At 58.0% G+C, this 21,086-nt stretch carries 16 protein-coding genes and 1 pseudogene; 8 read left to right on the top strand and 9 right to left on the bottom strand.

The window, feature by feature from the left end; genetic code table 11:
• Positions 1-459: 459 nt before the first annotated feature.
• From FJ941_RS02825 to FJ941_RS02815, 3 genes are read right to left on the bottom strand one after another with little or no spacing between them, the layout of a single operon-like run.
• On the bottom strand, positions 460-1,635 hold the full coding sequence (locus FJ941_RS02825) for an abortive infection family protein (RefSeq protein ID WP_140502904.1): 1,176 nt from the start codon (positions 1,633-1,635) through the stop codon (positions 460-462).
• A 38-nt stretch (positions 1,636-1,673) separates the two neighbouring features.
• The gene (locus tag FJ941_RS02820; RefSeq protein WP_140502902.1) at positions 1,674-2,630 is read right to left on the bottom strand and encodes a gamma-glutamylcyclotransferase family protein; all 957 of its coding nucleotides are present in this window, start codon (positions 2,628-2,630) and stop codon (positions 1,674-1,676) included.
• Positions 2,627-2,881: a hypothetical protein gene (locus FJ941_RS02815; RefSeq protein ID WP_210242209.1), complete on the bottom strand. Its 255-nt coding sequence runs from the start codon at positions 2,879-2,881 to the stop codon at positions 2,627-2,629. The genes FJ941_RS02820 and FJ941_RS02815 overlap by 4 nt, the downstream gene beginning before the upstream one ends.
• Positions 2,882-3,077: 196 nt before the next feature.
• Here FJ941_RS02815 and FJ941_RS29330 point away from each other — a divergent pair, with 196 nt between their 5' ends.
• On the top strand, positions 3,078-3,239 hold the full coding sequence (locus tag FJ941_RS29330; RefSeq protein WP_246673675.1) for a hypothetical protein: 162 nt from the start codon (positions 3,078-3,080) through the stop codon (positions 3,237-3,239).
• A gap of 112 nt (positions 3,240-3,351) precedes the next feature.
• Here FJ941_RS29330 and FJ941_RS02805 read toward each other — a convergent pair whose 3' ends face one another.
• Positions 3,352-3,597 carry a hypothetical protein gene (locus tag FJ941_RS02805; RefSeq protein WP_140502899.1) on the bottom strand — a complete coding sequence of 82 codons (246 nt, stop codon included), beginning with the start codon at positions 3,595-3,597 and terminating at the stop codon, positions 3,352-3,354.
• 74 nt (positions 3,598-3,671) lie between these two features.
• Positions 3,672-3,953, bottom strand: coding sequence for a hypothetical protein (locus FJ941_RS02800; protein ID WP_140502897.1), 282 nt, complete (start codon positions 3,951-3,953; stop codon positions 3,672-3,674).
• Positions 3,954-4,114: 161 nt separating this feature from the next.
• Between FJ941_RS02800 and FJ941_RS02795 the strand changes: the two genes are divergently transcribed.
• Entirely contained in the window at positions 4,115-4,906 is a 792-nt protein-coding gene (locus FJ941_RS02795; RefSeq protein ID WP_140502896.1) for a hypothetical protein, read from the top strand.
• 871 nt (positions 4,907-5,777) lie between these two features.
• Here FJ941_RS02795 and FJ941_RS02790 read toward each other — a convergent pair.
• The 3 genes and pseudogenes from FJ941_RS02790 to FJ941_RS02780 form a co-directional block, all read right to left on the bottom strand.
• A pseudogene (locus FJ941_RS02790) lies at positions 5,778-6,207 on the bottom strand (MucR family transcriptional regulator).
• A gap of 182 nt (positions 6,208-6,389) precedes the next feature.
• Positions 6,390-9,158, bottom strand: a complete 2,769-nt coding sequence (locus FJ941_RS02785) for a UvrD-helicase domain-containing protein (protein WP_246673674.1) — start codon at positions 9,156-9,158, stop codon at positions 6,390-6,392.
• Positions 9,159-9,344: 186 nt separating this feature from the next.
• The gene (locus FJ941_RS02780) at positions 9,345-9,881 is read right to left on the bottom strand and encodes a HEPN domain-containing protein (RefSeq protein WP_246673673.1); all 537 of its coding nucleotides are present in this window, start codon (positions 9,879-9,881) and stop codon (positions 9,345-9,347) included.
• 104 nt (positions 9,882-9,985) lie between these two features.
• Between FJ941_RS02780 and FJ941_RS02775 the strand changes: the two genes are divergently transcribed.
• Together FJ941_RS02775 and FJ941_RS28910 are read left to right on the top strand one after the other, a co-directional pair.
• Positions 9,986-13,378, top strand: a complete 3,393-nt coding sequence (locus FJ941_RS02775; RefSeq protein WP_140502894.1) for a TM0106 family RecB-like putative nuclease — start codon at positions 9,986-9,988, stop codon at positions 13,376-13,378.
• A gap of 1,560 nt (positions 13,379-14,938) precedes the next feature.
• Positions 14,939-15,280: a hypothetical protein gene (locus tag FJ941_RS28910; RefSeq protein ID WP_181169704.1), complete on the top strand. Its 342-nt coding sequence runs from the start codon at positions 14,939-14,941 to the stop codon at positions 15,278-15,280.
• Positions 15,281-15,352: 72 nt separating this feature from the next.
• Here FJ941_RS28910 and FJ941_RS29325 read toward each other — a convergent pair whose 3' ends face one another.
• Complete coding sequence (locus FJ941_RS29325) at positions 15,353-15,583, bottom strand: hypothetical protein (RefSeq protein WP_246673672.1); 231 nt, start codon at positions 15,581-15,583, stop codon at positions 15,353-15,355.
• 953 nt (positions 15,584-16,536) lie between these two features.
• On the opposite strand from FJ941_RS29325, the gene FJ941_RS02760 reads away from it, so the two are divergent.
• The 4 genes from FJ941_RS02760 (at position 16,537) to FJ941_RS02745 (ending at position 21,038) form a co-directional block, all read left to right on the top strand.
• The gene (locus FJ941_RS02760) at positions 16,537-17,259 is read left to right on the top strand and encodes a LuxR family transcriptional regulator (protein WP_140502892.1); all 723 of its coding nucleotides are present in this window, start codon (positions 16,537-16,539) and stop codon (positions 17,257-17,259) included.
• A 416-nt stretch (positions 17,260-17,675) separates the two neighbouring features.
• The gene (locus FJ941_RS02755) at positions 17,676-19,196 is read left to right on the top strand and encodes a tyrosinase family protein (protein WP_181169703.1); all 1,521 of its coding nucleotides are present in this window, start codon (positions 17,676-17,678) and stop codon (positions 19,194-19,196) included.
• 634 nt (positions 19,197-19,830) lie between these two features.
• The gene (locus FJ941_RS02750) at positions 19,831-20,490 is read left to right on the top strand and encodes an acyl-homoserine-lactone synthase (RefSeq protein WP_140502889.1); all 660 of its coding nucleotides are present in this window, start codon (positions 19,831-19,833) and stop codon (positions 20,488-20,490) included.
• A gap of 77 nt (positions 20,491-20,567) precedes the next feature.
• On the top strand, positions 20,568-21,038 hold the full coding sequence (locus FJ941_RS02745) for a hypothetical protein (RefSeq protein ID WP_246673684.1): 471 nt from the start codon (positions 20,568-20,570) through the stop codon (positions 21,036-21,038).
• The last annotated feature ends 48 nt before the right edge of the window (positions 21,039-21,086 follow it).

Here is a 21,086-nt window from a genome sequence, read left to right as displayed (position 1 = left end):
GAACGTTTGGGTCGTTTCTCAGTCCGACTACGCGCGCTTGCTTTAGGTAATTTTGACAACCCATCGCGGCTTGGAATTGTCGGCATCGGCCAAGAAGGTCCACGTGCGAATTCCTGACCTGGACTTAAACGGTCATATGAGGTCTGTCCGATTGGCTGGTGGGACGTTATCCGCACAATAGAATTCTGCACATGGTTTCCGTACGTGAAACTATCCTCGGATCGGTATCCGGGCACCACTTGCGGCGATATACGGAAACTCGGTCGTTTTCTGGACACGCGACCGTCGCATCCTGCTTTGCAGGGTGCCCCAACCTCCGAGCTCCCAGGCATGAACGTCGCGGGGGCGGAGACGGTTTAGTCTAGGGAGGGAGGTCCAGAAGTCTCCCGGTCGGCCCAAAATACCTGTTTCTAAGCCTTTTTTATCGTGAAACCGGCCAAATGGTGCGCTGTGCCGGGCTTATGTAGCGCCCTTCGGCCTTTCAGCTTGGCGTGCCTGCCATGTCGAGACGAGGAATGTGGCCATGGTTCCCGAAAGATTCACCGCCAGCTCGGCATGACGGGGCAGGGGGCGTGACCGCTTTGGCCCCGGACTATGAGCGTCACCCAACTTGCTGCGCAGCGAGCCCAGCAGCTCCACGATCTGCTGACAGCTGCCGAGCAGCTGCCGGAATGTCTGCTCGGTATAGTCGTCGGGCGCAAGCTTCAGCGTCTTGGCAAGTTTGCGGTAGAGAACCGGCAGGTCGTCCTTATCCTGATAGGTTTCGCCGGCCTCATCGATAATCCATTTGCAGACATCCTCGAGGAGCGTCCGGGCCAGGGTAATCGCCCCTTGCGGGTCGTCCTGGCGGCGATCGACGGCGGCTGTCCAGCGAGCATGTACATCGTCGGGATTGAACGCGACCAGGGCGGCAGAGATGCCTTCGTCGCCCGGGCTGCCGAGCCGGGCCTTCTGTACTGCATACACGTGGGTCCCCGACACCTTTCCGGTTACTGCAAGCCGATAACCGTCATGCTGCAAGACCCCATTTAGTGCCGCCGCGAGCTCTGCCTGGACGTCCGGCGCCTGTGAAACGGGACCCACGACCTCCGTAAGGAATTTGAACAGGCGAGCCTTCGAACAGGTCAGGAGTCCCAGAGCCGTAAGCACTTCGGCTGTATCCCAGTCGTTGTTGCGGACCGTGTGCTGGAAGATGTCGTCTTCCAGGGGACCCTCAGAGGGGTCATATATCGAGTCCATTTCGGCGATCGGCCAGACCCGTTGAATGAATTCGATCTCGGGAAGTTGGGTGGTCAACGGCCTTGCCTGGAATAGGGCCAACAGCCTGCGGCGGGTTATTTCCGTGATAGGGGGTTCATCGCGCTCATCAATCTTGGCAACGAGTTCGGTGAGCGCAAAGTTTGCATCTTCTTCCAAGATCGCTCGAGCGACCTCGAGCACTCGACTGACCCCTAGCGTATCAAGTCGCCGCTCGGCGTACTTATATTTGCTTTTCATCGCTTCGTCGCTTTCGCCGGGCGCTAGGCCTAAGCGTTGGCAATAGCGGGGCACCTGATAGGCTGAAACATTGGAAATCAGCATACAGACACGATGCCGAAGTTCTTTAACAGTGGCTGGCGGAATGGCTGTCGGCATGGCGCAATTAGAATCCGATCCGTTTCATCATCGGACTTTCACGCAATAGCCTCCAACCCGTCGAGCAAAGCCAAATAGCTATCCGGCAGCCGATGGTGCCTGGCGCCGTCGCGAAGATGCTGCAGGTAGGCCGCACTCGGCAAGAATTTTCCGGATTGCGGTTCGGCAAAGTATGTCTGCATCTCAGTTGCCACGCCGTTCATCGTAACCGTCACCGGGAGACGTGTGTAGCTGTTGAGATGCCGATCTCGGCCGGACTGATAACCTTCGTTCCGGTCGAGTAGAGCCAGGTCGGCGGCCGTCAAACGATATACCACGCCCCAGACTTCCCCTCCAGCAAAGGGCTCCACCGATGAAACTCCGCATTTGCGTTTCATCGACATTCTGGGAAAGCACAGTGCATAGCCCGGCAGATGACCTGAACCAACGATTTCGGCGTCCGGGCAGCGCTCCTTCATTTGCTGAATGTCCATGTTTGAGCCGTAGGCGAAATAGAGGAATGTTTCGTGCGCTGGCCACACCTGTCGCCCCAGCCGCTTGAAATCGGACACGGCCAGTGCGCCACGTTCGTTGCGGGAGATGGAGCCTGGCTCCGCCAAACGCGCGACCACTGCGGGGAAGGGGGCCTCCCAGATCTCGACAGGGTCCAAGGTGGCGTTATGCAGCAACACCAGCATCACGGTATCGCAGGGGCCTGACGGTTTAATCTGGCCTATTCGCTGGCTGCGGTTCCCGGCCGGGTCATAGGCGCGGCCTTTGATCTGGATTCGCTCCGGCCCGGCTGGCGTATGCCGGACCGCGTCATATCCGGTTGTGCGGGGAGGGGCCAGTTCAAGTCCCATGACGGTCGATGCGACGTATTCGGCTACCTCACCGGTCACGCCAAGCGGCTTGCCCGTCACCTGATAATATTCGGCAGCCAGCGGCTTCACGGCTGCAAGAATGCCCTTGATCCGCTCTGCCAGTGTGGCGCTCGCACCGATCGCGGACATCATATCCGGTCCACGTCCAGGCCCGCGTCGATGAGCCTGCCAGCGATCTTTCGCATCTTGGCAAACTCAGTTCCAAACGCAGGTGTCAGTCCGACCGCCTCGCAGAACTCCCTGCCTGTCACACCCTCCAGGACATTGGCGTACTTGATCACCTGGACATGAAGCTCGGCGATATAACCGTTCCGCGGCGATGTTTCGATCGCAACCTTGATCTTCTTCAGGGCTTCGGCAGGCGTCATGATCAGATCCTCCATCGTAGGCTCCGAGGTTACTCATATATCAGTGTAAAGCTAATAGCAATAAGCTAAAAGCTTAATGCTATTACGCCGTGACGTTTAAACTTATTGAGGCCCTAAGAACGAGGGCTGCCCGCAGCCACCGGCGCGTCAATCCCCCCAAACCCACGAGACGTAGGGCGTTGCGCGTCGTTGTAGTCAAGGAGGCATTGCCATGGGTCGTGGCGACCTGGACAAGATCAAAGTGCCGCGCGGCATAGAACAAACTGACGACGGGATCGATCCCGGGATCGAAGTCGATCAGCAGTGGGGTCGCCATCGTCATTCTCCGCAAAATGTCCCGCTCGATCGGCCATTTGGGCCAGAACTGAAATAGGTGTGTCAACACGGGGGGCAGGGCGCTGCAGAGAGGTATTGCCTTCTGATCTTCTACATATGTTTTTGGCCCTGTCGCGATCGCGCGGCAGGGCCGGGAGTTGCAGCGATAATCAATGCTGCTTAGGCGGAGGCGGCGGGGCTGCGGTCGAAGGGACGCCGGGGTAGCCGCCGGACACCGGATTCAGGCCCGGTTTGCCGCCAAGCGTGTCAACTTGCACGGTGTTGCAGCTGTTGCTGTCCTGGCAGGGCGAAATGTAGGGCCCATTTGTCGGCGGATTGTCGGTGTAGTTCTGCGCCATGACGGGAATGACGGGGAACCCCACGATGAGGCCGACGGCGAGCATGAAAGTGCGCATTTGTGTTCTCCTGAGCGTTAAAAGAGGATCGGATTGCTACTGGCTCGCGCTAACCGCGAGCCAGTAGCGTGCCCTTACAGGTGGCTAAAGAAGTGATGGACAGCGTTGCCAACCTGTTTGGCGACGGATTTGTCGCTCCGGCCGATTGGATATTTGAGGACGTTGGGGTCGACCGGGATCGTGACGCCGGCGGAGCCCTTGTCGTCGTGGCAAATCTTGACACCCCCATTGTCAGTCATCGTGTCAACGGGGCAGGTCACCTTCGGGGGCGGCGACTGTTCTTCGGCGGAACTCGCGTGGCTGACCATGACCAGGCCGGCCACAGCGAGGGCGAATACGAGAGGAAGTTTGAACATTGCGAAACCCTAAGGCTCCCTTGATCACGGCCTTGACCGAGCCGGGCGGTGTGCTCTTATGAGCTGCCCGGATCATCGCCGCCGCCAACGGCTCTGCCCATTCTCACGGCTGTCAGGGAAATGTCAGAGTGTGTCAGATGGCCGGAAGGGAACGAACGACCATGCTTGCGGAAATGGCTACAGAAGAAGAGAGAAAAGAAGCCAGGCAGCAGGTAAAAGCTCTAATCGATGAATTTTCAAAAGAGCATCGAGGTGAGATTGAATCAATCCTCGGGAATGCTGGCCTTCCATATAGGACTTGGCGGCGCGCTGGCCAAGGCCTCTCCATTTCCGATGTGGAGTTCAATAAAATTGTGAGGTTCCTTTCAAAAAACTCATTAGTTTATTCAAAAAGGGAGACAGGGACTTACACTAAGAAAGTGTTCGACGGCCACTACGGGTTCTATAATATGTATCGACCAAATTCTGTCGACTCTAACCGGATAGAGATCTTCAGAGCTGGCTTTGAGTGGGACGACTCACTTAAAGTGGCCAAAGTAGTCATGCAAAACTATGGCCGAAATAGAGTTCAGTTTATCGTGTACAAACCGGAGGGGAAATTCCTTTTCCTGCGAGGCGCGGTCGACGGATGGAGCAGCCTCTATGCCCTGGATGAGTTGGGGCGGTGTCGGATCCGGGGCAAAGAAACAAAAATCATGACCGGCGTTTGTGTGGCGATGGATTACACCGACAGTTATGAACGATCGCTCTACCCTGTTCTGTTCCCAGTCGTTTTGGAGAAAATGCACGACGTAGGCTTTGCCGACTACAAAGAGGAGGTCGCACCGAGCGTAGAATATGAGAGGCTCCGAGAGTTGCTAGAGATTGCCGTTCGTGGTAACAAATCTGCCGTTGACGTTTGGTTGAGGTTTGCGATGCCTGGCAATGCAAATGGTGGCCCATTGAATCCCTGACCGGGCAATCAGGCCGGTCTCTGAGCTGCACCGACCCAAAGGCGCGGTAGGCGAGTGCGAGGCTGTGCACCCAGGCTTAAGTTCCATAATCTTGATTGGTAGCGACGACGCAATTCCAGTGTGTTGGCGGCATCAAAGGCTGCCCAGTCGTAAGAGCTGTGACTCTTCCGCCGTCCGCATGCGCGTGACCCGCGCTCGGGGCAACAGCACAGAGAACCAGGTCCACGCAAGAGGACATCAGACAGTCGCCCTGCGATGCAGGGATCGCGACTGGATAAGGCGCGGGACCTGTAGCGCCTTACCGGTCCCGCGATCCGCCTGCAGCCTGGAAGGAAGGAGACACGCGGGTGTGTGTTGGTGGCTCGTGCTTACCTGCGAAGCTCGAATTGATTGCCAATTGGGGGACAGCACACCATCTTGGCGGACATTTTCGGGTCGATCGGAGAACTTCGATCTTGGAGCACGATGCGGGGTCTACCCATCAGGTGGGGCTGCCGGCAGGTTATAGTGCCCCCAGCAAGGCCGGCATGGGAAGTTCCATCCCCGACTCTCCGGGACATCTCATTTAACATAATGAATATTGTGAGAAGACCGGGATTAGCTTTTCGAACTTTCTGCGTTGAGCCTACAGCTGAATTTTGCGCGCTGATGAAAAATTGGCGGTCTGGATCCGCAGTATTCTACTTTGATCGAAGCTCGTATCTCGGCGCACCTTCTGCTATCGGCGACGCTCTGCGTAGCGCGCAACGTCGCCGAAGATTGCTCGAAATTAGGTGACATAGCCCACGGTCTCGATAGGCTAACTGCCCCTCAAGGCGTGCCCGAGGTTTGGAACAACGACAGCCAGCCTTTACTAAGCCCTAGGCTTTCGTTAGGCAGGCACCTTTCGGGTCGGGGTAGGTTGCGGTTTGCGTCCGGGCCCTGCCGCCTTCGCGAGCGTAGATCTTTGGGCCGCGTAGTTCGGCGCAACCATCGGGTAGTCTGGCTTCAATCCCCACTTTTCGCGGTATTCGTTTGGCGTGAGCCCGTAGTGAACCGCGAGATGACGTTTCAGCGATTTGAATTTCTTCCCATCTTCCAGGCAGATGATGTAGTCCGGCGTTACCGACTTTTTAGGATTGACGGCTGGTTCCTGTTGAGACTGCTCGTCCACATTCGGCTGACCAAGGCCTGTAAGCGACGAATGGATCGAGGTCTGGCAATCCTGCAACGGGCAGGGGATTTTGGCTGACATAGGCAGAGACAATGTCGGCTGTCAGTTCGACCAAATCGGCCGTCACGACTTCGTTTTGATCGCTCAAGTATCCGCTCCTGGTATAGCTCAAAGCCCGCTTTGCCCTTCTGTCGTATATCGTAATTTTGAACGATTCCGAGTTAAATCTCAGCCATTTCATTCCCCATCAGGCCAAAGCACAACTCAATGCTCGTTAGAGCGTGGCTTTCGTAGAGCGTCCAAGTTCGCCGTCAAACTGAGTTTAGGCGGTCACCGCCTTCGCACTGCGCTTGCCGGTTCAACGTGTTTGCAATCCGGAAACTGATTGCACCCACGAAACATCGACCCGTCTTTGTTACGCCGCTCCACCATTTGGCCGACCAGGCAAGCTGGGCATTGGCTCAATTCGGCTCCCTCGATCGTCTCGAAGCGGACTTCCTCACCGGCGATCTGGCAAAGCTCATGGATATAGCGAGACGGCTGACGACGATTGGTGATCATGTAGACGCCTCGGCTAGCACGAGTGAGCGCCACGTAGAACAGGCGTCGTTCTTCGGCGTAGGCGAAGGTCTCGGGGCGGGGAATGACCAAGTTTAGCAGCTCATCGTCTTCGATGCGGCTTGGTACGCCATAATCGCCCTCGCTGACATCGAGCAGGATCGTGTAGTCGGCTTCAAGGCCTTTGGCGCGGTGAAAAGAAAGCCCGGTCACCTCGATGTTGTCAAAGGACGGTGGCCGCCCTTCGAATGGATCAAGGACGTTATAGCGCCACAAAACCAGAACCTTGAGCTTGTCCCTGTTTTCGTCGCGCCACCGGTCGGCGATGCCACCCAGAGCGGCATCAAGCCGTTCGAGCAGGCGCTTACAGGCCGCTGCGAAGTCCGGCTTGTCGCGTTTATCGTCGATGGGAATGACGCGGATCGATCGCGAGATGGCCGGCAGGGTAGAGCGGACGGACTTCTTGATCTGTTCAGGATTGCGCTGGACGAACTTAGCGGCCGTTTCGGCAATGAGCTGGTTACAGCGATACGTCTGCTCCAGGCGCCCCTGCCAACTGGTCCCGAAATTCGCTTCGAACCGTGTAAAGATCGTGATGTCCGATCCGGCAAAGCGATAGATCGACTGCCAGTCGTCTCCGACCGCGAACACCTTGCTGAACGCTTTTTGTTGTTTGAGCGCCTTGATGAGGTTGGCGCGAGGTTCGGAAATGTCCTGAAACTCGTCCACGAGAATGAGGGAATAGAGGCTTCGATATCGGCCAGTCTCGACCAGTTGGACCGCATCCGCGATCATCGAATCGAAGTCGATCCGCCTGGTTTCCTCGAGTTTTCGGGAATACCCTTGAGTGATCAGCCAGACCACGCGCGCGAATAGCTTCGCGCGCTCCTTGTCGTGCAAGGTCCTGGCACGTTCGAGCAGCATTTCGAGTGTGAGGTGGCTGGCGCGTATATGCTTCAAGCAGGTGGATATCAGTTGGTGATAGTGCTTGATAATCACCGGATCGAGCGCCTTGGTGATTTCGGCGTAGCCCTTGCGCTCGAAAGGTATGGAGCGGCGCGCCAGTTCGGACTCGAGGGTGCCAAGCAGCGTCTCGTTGCTGGCCTGAGCCGAAGTCGTCTCGAAGAAATCGATCTCGTTCCGGCTATATGCCAGCCGTTTGTTCTCGGCGTGCTGGGCATAGTCCGCAAAGGGTGAGCTTCCGTCCGCATTGAGTGCGAAATGCTCGTGCACGGTTGCGGTCTGCGGATAGTAGAAATCAGGATGCAGATGGCGGACCGCGTCACCATCTTCCGCTACTGCGATCTGCCGTTCGTATTCGAAGGTGACGGAATGCAACCAAAGCCAATTGGCGATCTTCTGTTCCTGCAACGACTTTACGATCACGCCGGACAGGGAACCGATCGTGGCGCTACCCTTTCGAAGGCTGTCCGACACGTAGCGCCGATAGTCGGCCTGCCCGTCAAACACCTCGATCGGGATGTCGGCCTTGGGATGCACAACGAGAAGCTCGGCCCACATCCGGGCGAATTCCGGGTCGCTCTCGCCAAGGCTCTGGATGATCGCCTCGATGACCTTGGTTTCGCCAGCGGGATGATCCACCCAGTTGGCGAGCTGGGGCGGTCGGCCCTCGACCTCCTCGATGATTCCGCGCCCAAGCGCATGAAATGTCGTGACGCGACACTCTAAGGCGTCCTCCGCGACCTGCAGCTGGGCGGCGATCCTCGTCCTGAGTTCATCGGCTGCGTTTCTGTTGAAGGCCAGGAGCAGGATCTCTTCAGGCCGATAGAGCTGTTTTGCCAGAACGTAAGCGACTTTGCCGACCATCGTCGCGGATTTGCCAGACCCTGCCGAGGCGACGAGCAGGTTGTTGTCCTCCAGGCGGATGCAGGCCTCGCGCTGCTGGTCGGAAAACGAACGCCGGTCGAGATCGTCGAAGAACGACTGGAACTTGATCAATTCCGAGCTGACGAAAGCCTCGTTGTAGGCATGGCGGACGCCCGGGTCCGTTATCATGGAGAACGAGGCCGGGAGGGAGGCCTTGAGCGCTCGCGGCATCAGGTCTGGGTCCAGAAGCGGGTGAGAGAGGGCAGCCGCCGCAGCGCCAGAGACGCCGGCAACGGCCCTGCCCAGATCGGCCTGTGCAAGATACTGCCTGTTGCCTTCGGTAATCTCGCGAAGCCTTTGGTCGACATCGAGCAGGCGATCCTTCTCGGTGGCGATCAGCCCAAAGAGGTGCGTGTTAATGAAGGCATGAAGGTCCGCGGCCAGCTGTGTGGCCGCGTCACCCGACAGCGCTGACAGCAAAACTGTTCTGCCACGAGCGCGGATCTCCACAGTGTGCCACAAGAGGGCCTTGCTGGTCGAAATCGACACGACATCAAGGCAGCTAAGCTCGACTTCGTTATCTTGAGCTAGCCGGAAATGTCCCGACAATTTGGGGTCCAGGGTCAGCTTCCATTTTCCCGCCGGAAACAAGCGCGCAAAGAAGCCAGGGCGGTAGGTGCGGGAGCGGCCAGATAGCAATTTAGTCAAAGCCACGTCTCGTGCGCCCAGTAAGCAAATGGTGCCGAGGAGCCGACTATCATGAACAGATTGAGATGTTCCAAATTATCCTGGCACTCATGCTGAATAGTGCCTGGGTATTTCTCAGCGGTCGCTGGAGCGTGACCCATTGCTACGAGCGCGCATTTGTCATGTCCGTCGGATTCGGCGCTTACAAGCATGTTATCGAGTTGGCGATGGATTCGGATAGGGGGCTGCTGGATTCTGGCCTTGAAGCTCGTCGGTAGCCGGGTGTGATTGCTTCGGCTTTCTCGGCGCAAGCGTGGTCAATGCAGTGACCTTTGTCGCTACCTCATCAAGGGTAGCTGTGAGACGGTTTATCTGCGAGGCCGTTGCTGCGAGTTCCGGTCCGTAGCGGGTGACGAGATATTCTCGGTTCTGGCTGAGGGACTGGAGGTGCTTTGCCGTTTTGACGCGAAGGCTCAGCCCGGCCGCTAAGGCGTGTTCCGTCCTCGCTGAAAGGTCGTGCTGCATCTTGCGGATCTGATTGGGATTGAGCCCAAAGTCGAGCAGAAGCGCAGTCAGATAGAGTTCGATCGCATGGATTGCCGCCATTCTGAACGGTGCTCGGGTAAGCGGCTTACCGGGTCGGCCGAGCTGAAGAAGAAGGCTTGCTGCTCTGCGGTATTCCTCGGCTAGGGCGTGAATCTGCTGTGGAGATGCAAGCTCACCAGGATATTTGCGGTTATCGAGCGTCATTAGCGCAATGTAAGGGCACTATGGGGAAGATTTCGTAAATAGAAGAGTGTTGTTCGGCGCGCTCGCAATTGCCGGGCTGTCGCTAAGTCGCATAGACTTTGTTGATGCTGAGAATCGGCCCCGACCTACAGTTGAGCGCCTCCGACCTGGTCGGGTATTTGAATTGCGGCCATCTGACGGCGCTTGACCTTCAGGTTGCGGACGGCGCGCTCGAAAAGCCGAAGATCTGGGACCCACTGCTTGAAATCCTGCAGCAGCGCGGCGCCACGCACGAGGCTGCCTATGTCGATCACCTGCGCGCGTCCGGCTTTACGGTCGCGGTCATCGACGGCAAGGGCATCGATGATCGCTCAGTGGCCGCCACGATTAAGGCGATGCGCGCCGGCGCGCAGATCATTGTGCAGGCCGCGCTACGCGCGCCGCCCTTCACGGGCCGGGCCGACATCCTCCGGCGCGTCGAGACGCCAAGCGATCTTGGCGCCTGGTCCTATGAAGTCGTCGACACCAAGCTCGCCCGCGAAACCAAGGGCGGGACGGTGCTGCAGCTCTGCCTCTATTCTGACCTCGTCGGGCAGGTGCAGGGCCTGGTGCCAGAATACGCCTACGTTGTCGCGCCGCTTACCGGCTTCGAGCCGGAGGCGTTTAGGGTCAGCGATTATGCCGCCTACTACCGCAATGTCCGCGAACGCTTCGTCGCGTCCTTGAACGGAAACGGCGGCACCTATCCGGAGCCGGTCGCTCATTGCGATATCTGCCGCTGGCGTGGCCGATGCGACGACCAGCGCCACCAGGACGATCACCTCTCCCTTGTGGCCGGGATCACGGCCGTGCAGCGCGGCGAGCTCGCCGGCCACGACGTCGCCACCATGACCGCGCTGGCCGAGCTCACCCTGCCGCTGCCGTGGAAGCCGGAGCGCGGCGCCGTTTCGTCCTACAATCGCATCCGGGAGCAGGCCCGGATACAGGTCGCGGGGCGCGCGGCCGGGCAGTTGCTCCATGAAGCGCTGCCTATTGAACCGGGCTTTGGTCTGTGCCGTCTACCGGAGCCAGATGACGGCGACATCTTCTTCGATCTCGAAGGCGACCCCTTCGTTGGCGATGGCGGCCTCGAATATCTCTTCGGCTATGCCTTCAAGGACGCAGAAGGCGTGCTCACCTACGTCGCCGACTGGTGTCTCACGCCGGCCGATGAAAAGGCAGCCTTTGAGCGCTTCGTCGATTTCGTGATCGAGCGGCGAGCGCACCATCCCGGCATGCACATTTATCATTACGCGGCCTATGAGGTGGGCGCGCTCAAACGCCTAATGGGGCGCTACGCCACGCGCGAGGAAGAGATCGACACCCTGCTGCGCGGGCAGGTCCTGGTCGATCTCTATGCGGTGGTCCGCCACGCCATCCGCGCCAGCGTCGAGAGCTATTCCATCAAGAGGCTGGAGCCGCTCTACGAATTCGTACGCGCGGTGTCGCTGCCCGATGCCAATTATGCCTTGAGCAAGGTCCAGGCCCGCCTGGAGCTCGAGGATGCAGGCGGCATCAATGCGGAAGATCGGGCCGTCGTGACAGGCTACAACCAAGATGACTGTGTCTCGACGGAGCGGCTTCGGGACTGGCTGGAGCGTCTGCGGACTGACGCGGTCGCCTCAGGCGTGAAGATTCCCCGGCCGGCTCCGCCTGGAGAGGGCGCTCCGCCGGATATTACGGCCTGGCAGGCGCGGATCCATGCAGTCGTTGCCAAGTTGACCGATGGCATTCCGGTGGATCCCGCGGGGCGTAGCGGCGAGCAGCAGGCGCTCTACGTGCTGGCGAACGTGCTCGACTGGCATCGCCGGGAGGAGAAGGCGATCTGGTGGGAATATTTCCGGCTGGCGGCACTGTCTGCGGACGAGTTGGAGGACGAGCGGGCAGGCATTTCGGGTCTCGAATACGTGGATGCGGTGGGCGGAACCGTCAAGGCCCCTATCCACCGCTATCGATTTCCCCAGCAGGACGCCGAGTTTCGGGGCGGGGAGGATTTGCGCAGTGTCGGCGGCGAGCGATTTGGCAAAGTCGAGGCCGTCGACCTGGAACATCGCTTCATCGATGTCAAGAAGAGGGGCGACACTGCCGGTTTTCATCCCGAAGCGGTCTTTGCCCATACTTACATTGACACAAGCGTTCTGGCCGAGTCCCTGGTGCAGATCGGCGAGTACGTGGCCGATCATGGCATCGGCGGTCTCGGCGCCTACAAGGCGGCGCGCGATCTGCTGCTGCGCCTTCCACCCGATGCCGGCTGCGCGGTGCTGCGCCAGCCGGGCGAGAGCGCGGTCGATGCGGCCTGTCGCCTCGTTCCGGCCTTGCAGGGGGTGCTCGCCATCCAAGGACCGCCTGGCACGGGCAAGACCCATACCGGCGCCTACGCGATCCTTGCGCTGGTCAGGGCCGGCCTTCGCGTCGGGGTGACCGCCAACAGCCACAAGGTCATTCGCAATCTGCTCGCGAAGGCCGCCGAAGAAGCAGCTAAGGAAGACTTCGACCTGCAGTGCCTGCACAAGGTCACGGATGCGGAAGACAATGTCCCGCACCTCACATTCACCGCGAAGAACCCCGAGGCCCTCGGCGCCTTTGCAAGCGGCTACCACGTCCTCGGCGGCACGGGGTTCCTGTGGGCCAGGCCCGATGCGGCTGGCCTCGTCGACGTGCTGTTCGTGGATGAGGCCGCGCAGATGTCGCTCGCCAACGTGCTTGCCCTATCGCCGGCCGCAGCCAGCCTTGTTCTGCTCGGCGATCCGCAGCAGCTTGAGCAGCCGATGCAGGGCTCGCACCCCGAGGGTACGGAGGTCTCGGCCCTCGACCACCTTCTCGGCGGACGGCAAACCATCGCCGAGGACGAGGGCCTGTTCCTCGACCAGACCTGGCGCCTCCACCCCGACATCTGCCAGTTCACCTCCGAGTTGTTCTACGAAAGCCGCCTCCTTCCCCGTCCCGGTCTTGAGAACCAGGCCATCCTGATGGACGGCCTGCTTGGCGGGAGTGGCCTGCGCTACATCGAGATGCAGCACAGGGGGAACCAGAATTCCAGCCCGGAGGAGGCCGATCGCATTCGCGATGTTGTCAGCGGGATCCTCGCTTCGGGCGCACGCTGGCGCGACCGTGAGGGCAACGAGGCGTCGCTGACCCTGAACGACATTCTGGTCATCGCGCCCTACAACGCGCAGGTCTTTGAAATCCAGGCGCGCCTCCCCGGCGCGAAAGTCGGGACGGTTGACAAGTTCCAGGGACAAGAAGCGCCAATCGTGATCTATTCCGTCACAACCTCCAGTCATGCCGACGCGCCACGTGGCATGGAGTTCCTCTACAGCGCGAACCGGTTCAATGTGGCCACCTCTCGCGCCAAGGCCTTGTGTATTCTCGTGGCCAATCCGGACGTGTTCGAGCCGGAATGCCGGACGCCGCGCCAGATGCAGCTCGCCAATGGCTTCTGCCGGTATCTCGAAATGGCCGATGCGATCGACCCATAGGTCCGCAGCGTGGCCCATCCGATAGCATGCGTGGGAGGATCAGCTCTGATGGATGGGACGATACTTAAGTAAGATCAGATAGTTACGCGATGTCATGGGTTCGCATGGGACACTAACTACTCGCCAGTTTTAACCGATAGAGCGTTGCCCTCCGAAGGCAGAGGTCACAAGTTCGAATCTTGTCGGGTTCGCCAATTTAATCGTAAATATCAGATAGTTAGGCGAAGCCGATTTTGGCAAGTGTCCTCGCTATTTTTGCGCGGAATCACTACGGAAGCACAAGAGACCGTACCAATTTCGCTAACCCTCCTGTGGAAAATGCCATCGAAGTCTGCTCGATGATGACGCGTTGACCGAAGGCCGCCTATTTCGGGGGGATAGCATGCATCGGCTCGTGTGGTTGATTATGGTAGCGCTAGAGCGCTACCGCCTTTCCCCCCCACTCAACAACTTGCCATTTCAGAATTCGTTGCTGCGGTTGAGCGGAGCCCATCTGCGGGTAATCAATCGCGGGTCGGCAGTCGAATCCCTTCGCGCGCACCAGACGTCTAAACCAATCGAAATCCAGCGCCTTGGCCTAGTGTTGAAAGGCAGCTTTGCGCCGCATCCGCGACATTTGAAGTCCCGGATGACGATCCCGTAAGCTGCCGTTCGCTTCGCATGCCTTCCATATCGGTCGAGATACTGCGGATACACTGCTTGTGGAGTGCCCGCCATCCGACAGGTAGAGGAGGAAAAATGACTCGTGGTCAAGCTTCAGGCGGATTTCGGAGCATGCGAGACGCCGGCAGTCCACGACGGGATCAACGGCTCCGCCAGGTCATTTCGAAAATCCGAGTGGCACGTTTTCCATGGCACGTCGTCGTGACCCATCTCATAGCCTTTTGCAAATAGCGCCCGCATGAAGTTGTTCTCAACGGGGTTTTTGGTTCCTCACTGAAGCCGACCGGAACGTCAATGAAGTTGAAGGGATGCCGTCGCGCTTGGAGACGGCGTATCTGAAAGGTCGCCGATCCCTTGCGTCTTGATAAGGGAGGACACTGCCTTTTCTGCGATGTCTGGCAGTGTGGCGTCGACGGTCCCCGCACCCGCGTCGTCCGGCCATTGCGGATGATATAAAGGCGTGCTTTGAGCCGCGCGTGGAATGTCCGAGCAAGCTCAAGCCCGCGGGCCTTAGAAAGACCTGGTCCTGGTGCCGCCGTCGACGTGCATTTCGTGGTAGGCTTTGCCGGAGGCGAGCACTTTCGGTTCGACCGGCCGGAATATCGTGGGAACGGCGGTGGAGGCGAGGATAACTTGCTTGAAGAGCTTCAGCCGGTCCGGCCGATGGCTCGCCGCAAGCGTCCATGTCCCAGATCACAGGCCGATCCCCATTAAAATTGGTCGTGCCAATTTCCAGGCGTCATCTCAGCCGGGCAAGTTCTGCACGGCACGAGTCTGCGAACATGCGCAGTATGTCGTGCGCCGCGAGTTGACTGCGCGCCTGCGGAGCGGGGGAGGGCGATTCATAGGTCTCCACGATCCCTTCCAGAACCGCCTCTGCCGCGGCGATCGTACCCGGTGTTGCGAACAGCGAAGCTTGTTGACGGTCGCATACATTGGGACAAGCTTGGCCGGATCATCCAAGCCTTCCCGAAAAACGCCGTCCGCGTAGGTTTTCGACGCCTGATCAATGAATTCGCCAAAGAGCCGCTCGCGATGCGCGCCTTCCTGTTTCACCCGTTCCAAACGATCTTCGTGGTTTTGCGTGAGCCAAGTCGTACCCACAGATGCGAGGGCACCGATGAAAGAGCCGGCTTTCTTTGCCTAATCCCCGGAATCACCGGCAGCGAAACCAGCTGCTGCTGGCAAAGCCGCGCAGCACCGGGGCGCGCCTTTGATCGCTGCGAGCATATTTTTTAAAAATGGGCGACGTCCGACGATTTAGGAGAAATCCGCCATCCAACCATGCGGCTCTGCCCTCGGACAAACCGCTCAATATTCGTTCGTTGTTAGCCACTCGACGTAGCGGGCGAGGCCGTCCTCGAGGGTGTGTTGCGGGGCGTAGCCGAGTTCGCGGATCGCGGCGGACTGGTGCCAAGGGCCTTGCTGGTCAAGATGGCAATAGCCTGGGCCGATCGAAATCGCGGCGTTTGGCAGGAGCTTTCGCAGCAGATCCGCCGACTGCGCAAGTGTCCAGGCTCGGTCACCGAAGATGTTGAACACCGAGCCCCTTTCATGGTCTCGGCCGTCGCGGCCAGGATTGCGGCACGCGCGACATCCTCGATGTGGATGAAGTGGAACAGGTGATCGGAGCCATTCTCCATGAACAACCGTTCGCCGCGTAGCACCGTCTTGACGATATCGCGCAGGATCTGCGGCATGCGGTTGCCCGGCCCGTAGACCTCGGTGAAGCGCAGTGACACCGTCTGCAAGCCATAGATCTCGTTGTAGACGCGTCCAAAATGATCGATGGCCAGCTTAGTGACGCAATGGCCTGCAAGCGTTCGATGCCGTTGATGTGGTCGGAATGGAGGTGGGATACGAACAGAATGTCTGCGCGTCCGTTACTGCTTAGTCGGTGCGCGTTTAATTGGCTTTTTAACGCCTCGCTCTGCTCGGAGCCGCAATCATAAACATAGCGGAAGCGTTCAATCTCTTTTTCGGCCGCCGCTTCGGCTCCTGTTCTGGGCGGCTCGAAGAGTTGAATGTGGCCCGTGTGAAATCCACCGGGCCCACGTCATGTTGCAAACGACTGACGCAAGCCCCCAGCACGATTTCGCTCCCCCTAAGAATGATTCCTCCCGTCAACCTATATCAGGATCGGTCGTCTTTTCGTGCTGCGTTTCGCAAAGCTTGGCTAGACTATAACGAAGCTTGACGCACAAGTTATAGAGTCATAAACGCGCAGCCACAGCCGCGCCCTCAATTTTTGGCCAGCAACCGACCTCGAGCTGAGCGTCACTTTAGCCTGCGGGACCCCTGAGATCTAACCTGGTATAGCGCTACAATTAAAACACGTGCTTCGCTACAACTTTCTCGACAAGGCTGCCAAAGCAGAAAAGCGGGCTGGAACGCCGGGAACCGCTGGCAAAAGGAACGCCTTTTAAATATAATATTTGAAGTTGCTAATTTGCCGCATAACCGCATCGGGCTTAGGGGTTTTGGGCGTCTTTCCGATGATCGATTCAGATGTATTCGATTTTGTCGAGCGCTGCCGGAGGCACACGGAAACCGGCGCACTTTTAAGCGACCTCCTTTCCACTGTAAAAAATCTCGGATTCGAGCACCTTATCCTGAGCGGCGTCCCTCTCGGGGGCCAGAAGCTGGCGCCGATGGTTGAACTGAATGGCTGGCCCAAGGGCTGGTTCGAACGTTACGTCGAAGCGGAGCATGCCGCGGTGGACGGCGTGTGCATTTACTCGGCAAAAACTCTGAAGCCATTCCTGTGGGCCGAAGTGCCGGCAAAATGGTCAGACACAGAGGCTTCACGGCGCGTGGCAGGTGAGGCGACGGAGTTTGGCATCTGTAGCGGCTTCGCCGTGCCGATGCTTAGCGTGCATCATTGGCAGTCTGTCCTGTCCTTCGCCTCCTCGCAAAAGGCCTGCGTTCTGTCCCCACGGCAGCAAGTACAGTTGGTGACGATGGCGGTCTATGCTGGCATGTCAATCCAAGCTTTGTCGGACGTCGCGGACGACGCTGACAGTGTCCTGACAGATCGCGAAAAAGAGGTGCTGCTTTGGGCGGCCGCCGGCAAAACTTCGTCTGAGACATCCCAGATCCTCGGCCTGACCGAACGCACGGTCAAATGGCATGCAACCCGAGCCCGCGAGGCGTTTGGCGTAGGGACGACCACGCAAGCTGTAGTCGAAGCTGTGCGCCGTCGATTGATCCACCCCTGATTACGTCAACTGTCCGATCGGACAGGTGACGTACTTTAGCGTGGCTGCAACTATCACTCAGGAATTTAGGGGGCGCGCGATGATTGCTGCATATGTCATCAATGCGCTGAACAAGCACCTCTACGATGACGTTTCTGCGCCGCCGCCGGCACAATCTATTCGTGCATCAGAATCGTCAAGGGACGCGGCGATCTACCGCTGGGGTCTCGAAGGCGGTCGCGTGGTGACCCCGACAGGTGAGTGCCTGTGCCATCCGGCCCAGTCACGACACCTCGGCAAACCCGAACTCACACGTCTGGGGAAGGGTCCGGAACCGGCAACTAAATTCAATGTCAGCTATCGAAGCTCGCCCCTATGCGGGGCTGTCTTCGCGTTTGCCATTGGAAGAAATACGACGAAAAACCTGGGAGGCTACAATGAGGGACTATTCGCGAAGGACCGTCCTGAGGGGCACTGCGGCGGCTGGCATACTTGCGCTCCTTGATTCCTTGCCGGCGTACGCGTCCGACGTTCCAAAGACCCGATACTCTGCCTTCTCTAAAGAAGGCAAAACGTCACTAGGACTGTACGCCAAGGCAGTCAAAGAGATGCAAGAACTGTCAAAGAAGGACCCTACCGACCCGCTGGGATGGCTGTATCAATACAAAATGCATTGGTTTCCGGATGATGGTAATTCTAAACTGGCCGCTGGGGGATTCCCTGCGCTCTTGAAAGCGCAGCAGGCGGAGCTTGACCTGTATTTCGGTGTGGCTAGCGATAAAAATACGAAACGAAAGGACGCAGAGGCGACCTGGGGGAAATGCCCCCACACACTGCCAGGCTTTCCAACCAATATGGATTTCTTGTCTTGGCACCGGCCGTACCTGTTCTTTTTCGAACGCATAGTTCGGAAGCTTTCCGGCGACGATAGTTTCGCTCTGCCATATTGGGGATACATGGATGGCGCCGCCAGCCAGATTTTGCCTGAAGAGTTCAGACAAGATGCCGGCAGTCCACTGTTTCATGATCGATCGCCCGCCAGTAATGGTGGCGATCATATGAATAAAAATAACTTTGTTGGGAATTTTTGGAAAACAGAGAAAGACAAATACGAGCTTTTAACCCGGGCAATTGAGGGAACCCCTCACGGCGGGGTCCATAATGAAACGGGAGTTGGCGGGAAAGATATGTCGAGCCTGTTTACGTCACCGAGGGACCCCATCTTCTGGCTGCATCACTGCGAGATCGATCGCATCTGGGAAGGTACAATGAAGGCAAACTTCAAAACGCCAACCGATAGCTGGCTTGATCGCGAGTTTAGCTTTTTTGACGAAAACCGCGCGCTGGTCAAAGTTGCCACAAGGGACGTGTTGAAACCGGAGCAGATCGCCAAATGGCCTGGATACAGTTATCATGAGGTTCCACAACCTCCATCGGCGCCAGTGGTGATCTTAGCCATGCAACCCACTAGCAGACGTGTTATTGCGACCAGTACCAACGTGATAGTTAAAGCTGGCTTGCGATCTGAGACAATTGCTGAAACGAGTGAGATATCCAACATGTCTCCGCTCGTCGAAGGGGGTGCCAAGAGCAGTAAAATAGAAATATCCGAGATCTCTATCGATAAGCAGGTTGAAGCGAACGTTGACTTATATCTAAACGTTCCGAACGAGGGCGATTCTAACAAGATCGATGAGTTCCTCATAGGAACAATATCGACGTTTTCGCTTTTACCAATACCCGCAGGTGGGGGACACGATGGGCATGCGATGGAGGGTCCGCCAAACATACTGTCTTTCGACGTCACATCGCTCGTAGCAAAACTTCAGAAAGAAGGATTGTGGGATGGACGGCTCAATCTGACCACCAAAGAATCGGTAGGTACTTTGAATGGTGCCTCGCTCACTTTGGGCAAGGTCGAGCTTGTCGAAGTTAGTGCGGGGTTGCCGCAGCAGTAGGACCGCAAAAGCGCTCCCGGCGGTGCGGACAGCCCGTGGTTGGCAGTCCGTACCGTACTTCGGCTTTCCAGAAACCTGCGCCCTTTCGGCCCCGGCGAGTTGCCTGTAGGAGGCGCTCTCCTGGATTGACGCCAGCCGCCAACACTCGGGCAAGGCTTGCACAGTCTTCCGTTACGGATAATACGGCAGTTTGAACCGACAACAGGCCGCCTCGCCGCGCTCGGCCGCAACCTTCAACCTGTCGGATATTCCTCCATGACGCAAATCGCGCTGGCAAGTATCGTTTGCATGCACGATTGGACGACAATGATATGGTAGTCGCGATTGCGCCGATGTGAGCTTTGCTGCGCCTGGAAACAGCAGCCAATCCACAGCGCCGCGGCTTGGGAAGTCTGATCAAATAGATCGCTATCCGGTCATCCCACGCAAATTCGTCTATTGTCCCCGACTGAGCGCACCTTTGGATGGTTTCCATATGAGCTCTGCGGAGGTATTTTGCCGGCACGGTGGCCCAAGCTGTCGTTGACGATGCGCACAGGCGTTTGACTGCAAGTGCGTCAACTGTCCGATCGGACAGGTGACGTACTTTAGCGCGACTGCAACTATCCTTTCTCGGAATGATGGGGGTCGCGCGATGATAACTGCCCATGTCGTCAATGCGCACAACATGCATCTCTACGAAAACGAATTCGATGAGTTTTTGCGCCGCCGGCACGATTTCTTCGTGCATCAGAAGCGCTGGCGCCCTCCAAGCCCAGATGGTCGTGAGCGAGACCAGTTCGATACGGACGCGGCGACCTATCTGCTGGGTCTCGAAGACGGTCGCGTGGTGACCTCGGCGCGATTGATCCCAACGAGCGAGCCGCACATGGTCTCGGAGGTCTTTTCTCACATGTGCGAAAGGTCAGGTGTTCCGAGACGTCCCGACTGGGCCGAATGGACACGCACCTTCGTGGTGCCCGAGAAACGCTCGATCGGCTTGCGGGGTACGCTGACGCAGCTGTGCTGCGCGGTGATGGAATACGCGCTTGATGAGGGCTTCAGCGCGGTGGGCGGCGTCCAGGAAACCTATTTCATGCCCCACCATGGTGCGCTGAAGTGGCGGGCCGAGCCCCTTGGTATGGCGCGCGAGGAAAACGGCGAATGGTACATCGTCGCCTATATCGAGGTGAACGAAGCAGCGCTCAAGAGTGTCCGCAAGATCCTTGGAATCGATCATTCCCTGCTGGTACGGCGCGGGATACAGCGGCGCTTTCTTGAAGGACCTAAAAACACGGTCCAGGCGGCTGAATAAGTTTGGGGAGTATATAAGTGCGAGTGTCAGGACCCTCTATCTGTCTAACGTACTTCGTTGTGGTGCTTGGCTTGAGCGTGGGTCCAATCGCCCACAGCTTCGCTCAGGCAACAGAGCAAACAGTGCAGGACAGCAGCGTGCTATCCGGTAAATGGACATATCGAAGTTTTCACAACAATCCTGCTCTGGTTACCGCCGACCCGAAAACCGCATTATCTTTATTTTTTGCAGAGGCGGTTTTTTCATTTGATGTCAAACCGGACAATTCGCTCACAGGAGCGATTGACTGGGGCGGCGGCGGATTAGATCTACAAGGAACCGTCCAGCCTCCAACATCGGCGGCGCCATTGACGGTTCAAATCGTTGGCCATGGTCGGGTGGGCACACAGACCGAGAACTGGGAATACGACTATTCCGGCTATCTGGCTCCATCATGGTCGAACGGTGTTGGACAGGTTCCAGCACTCGTTGGCAGTGTTCTGAGAGCAAAACCGCACGATGGTGCGCCCGCAGGGTACGTCGCTTCATTTGTAGCCGTCAAACAATGACCCCGCCGCGAATCATACGCGTTGGCGAATCCCGAGCACGGCTGGACG

Origin of the sequence: Mesorhizobium sp. B2-3-13 (assembly GCF_006442195.1) — a bacterium.
In the GTDB taxonomy this organism is placed as follows: domain Bacteria; phylum Pseudomonadota; class Alphaproteobacteria; order Rhizobiales; family Rhizobiaceae; genus Mesorhizobium; species Mesorhizobium salmacidum.
The sequence above is the reverse complement of the archived record's forward strand: the minus strand, read 5'-3'. Positions and strand labels throughout refer to the sequence as shown.